At 32.0% G+C, this 4,976-nt stretch carries 5 protein-coding genes; all 5 read right to left on the reverse strand.

The window, feature by feature from the left end; translation table 11 throughout:
* Positions 1-293: 293 nt before the first annotated feature.
* The gene (locus A3SG_RS22785; RefSeq protein ID WP_255347721.1) at positions 294-764 is read right to left on the reverse strand and encodes an L-histidine N(alpha)-methyltransferase; all 471 of its coding nucleotides are present in this window, start codon (positions 762-764) and stop codon (positions 294-296) included.
* A 1-nt stretch (position 765) separates the two neighbouring features.
* Positions 766-1,287: an L-histidine N(alpha)-methyltransferase gene (locus A3SG_RS22790; RefSeq protein ID WP_255347722.1), complete on the reverse strand. Its 522-nt coding sequence runs from the start codon at positions 1,285-1,287 to the stop codon at positions 766-768.
* A gap of 149 nt (positions 1,288-1,436) precedes the next feature.
* The gene (locus A3SG_RS0117425) at positions 1,437-2,804 is read right to left on the reverse strand and encodes a mercuric reductase (protein ID WP_016991280.1); all 1,368 of its coding nucleotides are present in this window, start codon (positions 2,802-2,804) and stop codon (positions 1,437-1,439) included.
* Positions 2,805-2,827: 23 nt separating this feature from the next.
* The gene (locus tag A3SG_RS0117430; protein WP_016991281.1) at positions 2,828-3,109 is read right to left on the reverse strand and encodes a DUF427 domain-containing protein; all 282 of its coding nucleotides are present in this window, start codon (positions 3,107-3,109) and stop codon (positions 2,828-2,830) included.
* A gap of 15 nt (positions 3,110-3,124) precedes the next feature.
* Positions 3,125-4,264 carry an ergothioneine biosynthesis protein EgtB gene (gene egtB / locus A3SG_RS0117435; RefSeq protein WP_016991282.1) on the reverse strand — a complete coding sequence of 380 codons (1,140 nt, stop codon included), beginning with the start codon at positions 4,262-4,264 and terminating at the stop codon, positions 3,125-3,127.
* Positions 4,265-4,976: the final 712 nt, after the last annotated feature.

Here is a 4,976-nt window from a genome sequence, read left to right on the forward strand (position 1 = left end):
GTTTAAACTAGATTAAACGCCGTTTTTTATAAAATTTTTGATACAACAAAATTTAAACCTGCCCGCAGGTGCTTTAAATATTTGCTGATTCATCATTGTTTGTTATTACATCATACGGTTCTGCATCCAAAAATTATTGTAGTGATTCTTATAGGCTGATGGTCCAATATTGAAAAATTAACCACAAATATTGTACAAAAAAAGTACAGGAGATTAAGGAATCACATCAAAATCTAGTGCATTCAAATTTTCAAGAAATGAATTATGGATTTGCAACTCGTTGCAAATCTTAATTATTTTCTTTCTAAAATATAATTCGCAAAATATGCCTTACTATCGGTTATTCTATCTTTAATTTCAAAATCCGTTTTGCTTAAAATTGAATTTAAAATAGTATCGTTGTACTTTCTAGATATTTCCATTAGTATTTTTTCTCCTTCATTAAAGAAAAAGGTTTTATCGAGTTGCGCTATGTAAACTTGTTGCGCTTTGGTACTAACTAAATAACTCTTAGCAATACCTTCACTCTCTTTATACTCCGGTTGATGTTCAAAGAATTCTAAATCAAAATTAGCTTCTAATTCCCTGTTTAATCTGTGTAATAAATTTAGATTAAAATCAGCTGTGATACCTTTGCTATCGCTGTATGCGGGAAGTACAATAGACGCAGACTTAATTAAATCAACTCCTAAAATTAGTTTGTCCCCTTTTTGTAGATTATCGCTTAATTTCGCAATAAAGTCAGTGGCAATTTCATCAGGCATATTACCAATATTTGATACCTAAAAATAGAATTACTTTAGGATGCTTATTTTCTTTTAATGATTCTAAAATTTCAAAATAATCGCCTTGCTTTTTATTAATTGATAGACTTGGTAATTCGTTATTTAGATCTGCCTCTAAGTTGTCTAAAGCATTTTGAGAAATATCTATTGGCATATAGTCAAGTCTATAATTTCCTCGGTTGAGTTCTCTCAAAAGTTCTTTGGTTTTTAAACCATCTCCAGCGCCAAGCTCGATCAAGTCAAAATAGGTATCAGGTTTAAGTTGCAACGCTTCTATAATTTTATCACTGTGTGTTTTAAAAATTTCAAGCTCAGATCGCGTCACATAATACTCTGGCAAGCCCATGATTTTTATAAAAAGAGCATCTCCTGTTTTATCATAAAAGTATTTTGATGGTAATGACTTCTCTTCATTACTTAATCCTTCATCAACCTCTTTTTTAAGTTCGTCAATCATACTATTAATAACGTTTATTTTGCTTATCAAGTCTGTTTTGTTCATCTTGTTCGGTATAAATTTTTACTATTTACAATGCTTAGTAACGAACTCCCAAGTCATAAGCAGGAGCAGCGGTTTCTTTTTTTAATCATATTAAAAAAAATGGTTTAACCATTTAAAAACTTAAAGGCTAAAGTATAATAATCGAGATATTACACTGTAGTAATTGGTTTTAAATTGGCTAACATTGTTGGTATTAATTCACCTACAGTTGGATGAATATGAACTGCATCTCTAAAAACGGTGTAAGGTTGTTTTGCATACATTAGATTTGTAATGCTACTAATGATTTCATCACCACCAACACCTAAAACGCAAGCTCCTAAAAACTGATTTGTTTTAGCATCGATAATCGCTTCCATAAATCCTTTTGTTTCCCCTTTTTCTTTAGCACGAGCTATTTTACTCATTGGCATGTGTGCAATTAGTATTTCAAAACCTTTCTTCTCCGCTTCGGCTTTTGTCATACCTACTCTTCCTAAAGGCGGATCAACAAATAATCCGTAGGTAGTAAGTCTGTCACTAATTTTTCTTTTTTTATCTCCTAAAACATAGTCCTCTACAATTTGAAAATCATTGTAAGAGGTGTGTGTAAACGCCCCTTTTCCATTACAATCTCCTATCGCAAAAACACCTTCTACATTAGTTTTGCAATAATCATCAACGGTCAGATACGCTTTCTTATCAATATCAATCGAGGTGTTTTCTAATTGTAATGCGTCAGTATTAGGTGAACGCCCTACCGCTAAAAGTAAATGAGAGCCTTTAATCTCTTTTTCGGCTCCATTAATTTTTATCAAAATACTATTTTCGTCCTGCGACACATTTATTTTTTTAGCATTAAATTCAATTTCTATATCCTCAGATCGCATAATCTCAGCAAGAGATTCACTTACATTTTCGTCTTCTCTACTAATCAATCGATCGCCACGTTCAATTATGGTGACTTTACTACCAAAACGCTTGAACATTTGACCAAATTCTAATCCAATGTAGCTTCCACCTACGATTATTAAATGCTCCGGCAATTTGGTTAATCCTAAAATGTCAATATTGGTTAAATAATCAACATGTACATACTCTTTAGGAATCACAGCCCTTGCTCCTACATTTATAAAAATTTGCTTTGCTGTAATTTTATCTTCGTTAACCGCAATTTCATAATTAGACAAAAAATGCGCTTCACCTCTAAAAAGGGTTATAGTATCATTTTCGGCAATACTTTTTTCAATTCCTTCACGGGAACCATTTATTAAAGTATCTTTTCTTGCTTTTATTTTTTCAAGATTTGCTTTCGCGCCAGCTGCAATTTCGATTCCCATTTCTTCAACATGCAAAGTATCCCAAATTCTGCGGGCGCTAGCGACGTAAGCTTTTGTGGGAGTACAACCAGTATTCACACAAGTTCCACCCAACAAACTTTTTTCTATAAGTGCAACTGTACCTTTTTTAGATAAACTAAATGCCAAAGGTATTCCTGCTTGTCCACTACCAATAATTATAAAATCAAATTTTTTCATAACCTTATTTTTAAATTAGAAATTCATTTTTCAATTGTAACATTTTTCCAAAATGCTACATGATTCTTTATTTCCTTAGCGGCCTCTTTCGGGTTTTTATAAGACCATCCTGCATTTTCGCTAATTTCATCGTTAACTTTTATGCTATAATAACTAGCTTCTCCTTTCCATGGGCAAGTGGTATTATGGATCGTTTCAGTAAAATAATCGCTATTAATGCTTTCTAAAGGAAAATAATGATTTCCTTCCACAACTACTGTATGCTCACTTTGAGCAACCACTGTCTTATTAAATATTGCTTTCATACTATATGTTTTTAATTATTTAGCTAATCGTAATCCGTTAAATTGCCAACGCATATTGGGTTGAAAAAAGTTACGGTATGTTTTTCGGCTGTGGCCTTCTGGAGTAGCCACTGAAGCACCTCTCAAAATCATTTGATTAATCATAAACTTACCGTTGTATTCTCCTAGTGCTCCAGCTAATTTATTAAATCCGGGGTAAGCAAGATAAGCACTGTTTGTCCATTCCCAAAGTTGACCCCATTGCAATTGATCACTTGCTATTTCCCACTCAAACTCGGTTGGTAAACGATAACCTTTCCATTCACAATAAGCAAAAGCTTCGTAGAAACTAATATGCATCACTGGCAAATCAAGATCAACTTTATCTAAACCGCTTGAAGAGTAATTCCACCATTCACTCTCTATTTTGTACCAATATAGTGGCGCTACGATGCTATTGGTATTGACCCAACTCCATCCTTCATCATGCCAAAAATTGAAGTTTTGATACCCTCCAGCTATTATAAAATCTAAATATTCACGATTAGTAACAAGCTTATTACTAATTTCAAAATCATTTACATACACTTTGTGCTTGCCCAATTCATTATCAAAACAAAAAGAGCTTTCTTGATGGCCTATTTCATAAAGACCTGCTTTAATTTTTATAAAGCTAGCTGCTTGATTTTCAACTTTGGTTTTATAACTATTTTTGTAAGAAGGAAATGTAGGTTGGTTTCCCAAAGTATATTTAATATCGTATGCCAATAACTCTTGATGCTGTTCCTCATGATTGATCCCAATTTCGATCACATCTAAAATTTCATTGTTTGGATTCGTGTTTAAAAAAGTGACCATTGCATCAGTAACATATTTTCTATAGATATAAACTTCATTAACAGAAGGTCTCGTCATCAAACCTCTTAAAGGACGCAAAACACGTTTACCTACATTATTGTAATAACTATTGAACAGAAACGAAAAATCTTCATCATAAACACTATAATTTACAGCATGTTTTGTCAATATGAATTCTTCCCAAAACCAGGTAGTGTGCGCTAAATGCCACTTTGGGGGAGATGTAAACTCAATCGCTTGAACGGAATAATCTTCAATAAGCAAGGATTTACAAAGCTGCTCTGAGTCTTCTCTTATTTTTAAAAAACGATCAATCATAAGGTGTAATGTTACATATTAACTTGATAAAACGTAAGTTAACGAAATAAATTTTCTTAAAAATTATATTTTAGAAGATATTTTTTATCGAAACATGATCTAATGTCTTGAAAAGTTGATTGTACGACGGTTAACAAAACTTATTTTTACTAATTACGTTACGCACAAATTGTAGTAGTATAAATAGGGAAGATTGATGCCCGTTATTAATTTACAACTCATTAAAATGTATTTACCCACTTAAATTTAATTGTGAATACAAAGAAAATTTATTGAAATAGCAAAACACGTAAAATTTAAAAGTAGCTGTAGAAAAGATTTTTAAAATTAAATAACGTAGAAATTAATTTGAATTTTAATCTACAAAGACACCACTTAGGAAATTTCTGATCGAATACTATATGGCAAACAAATTAAATGTAGAATTTGGTTTTAGCAGTTTTGACGGAAGCTTGTAAAAAACCATAAATCAGCAAATTTATGATCATCTCCAAGTTTACAAATGTGCGATGTACTTTCTATAGTCTTTCAATTACACTGTAGGTCGTCTTTAAAATTAAATACTGCAAACCCGTCGAATACTAATTTAAGAATTTGCAGCAAGATTTAAATGGGACTTCATCTTAAAGCTAAGACATTGGCTTTTTAACCTTCGAAAAAAAATTAAAAAAGCTGCCCCGACCTTCGTTACTGATTATAATTTACTGTGGTT

Source organism: Flavobacterium sp. ACAM 123, assembly GCF_000264055.1.
In the GTDB taxonomy this organism is placed as follows: Bacteria; Bacteroidota; Bacteroidia; order Flavobacteriales; family Flavobacteriaceae; genus Flavobacterium.

Excerpts from the sequence above, each read along its gene's own strand:
- A3SG_RS22785 (WP_255347721.1), bottom strand. The coding sequence starts at position 764 with ATGCCTGATGAAATTGCCACTGACTTTATTGCGAAATTAAGCGATAAT.
- A3SG_RS22790 (WP_255347722.1), bottom strand. The coding sequence starts at position 1,287 with ATGAACAAAACAGACTTGATAAGCAAAATAAACGTTATTAATAGTATG.
- A3SG_RS0117425 (WP_016991280.1), bottom strand. The coding sequence starts at position 2,804 with ATGAAAAAATTTGATTTTATAATTATTGGTAGTGGACAAGCAGGAATA.
- A3SG_RS0117430 (WP_016991281.1), bottom strand. The coding sequence starts at position 3,109 with ATGAAAGCAATATTTAATAAGACAGTGGTTGCTCAAAGTGAGCATACA.
- egtB (WP_016991282.1), bottom strand. The coding sequence starts at position 4,264 with ATGATTGATCGTTTTTTAAAAATAAGAGAAGACTCAGAGCAGCTTTGT.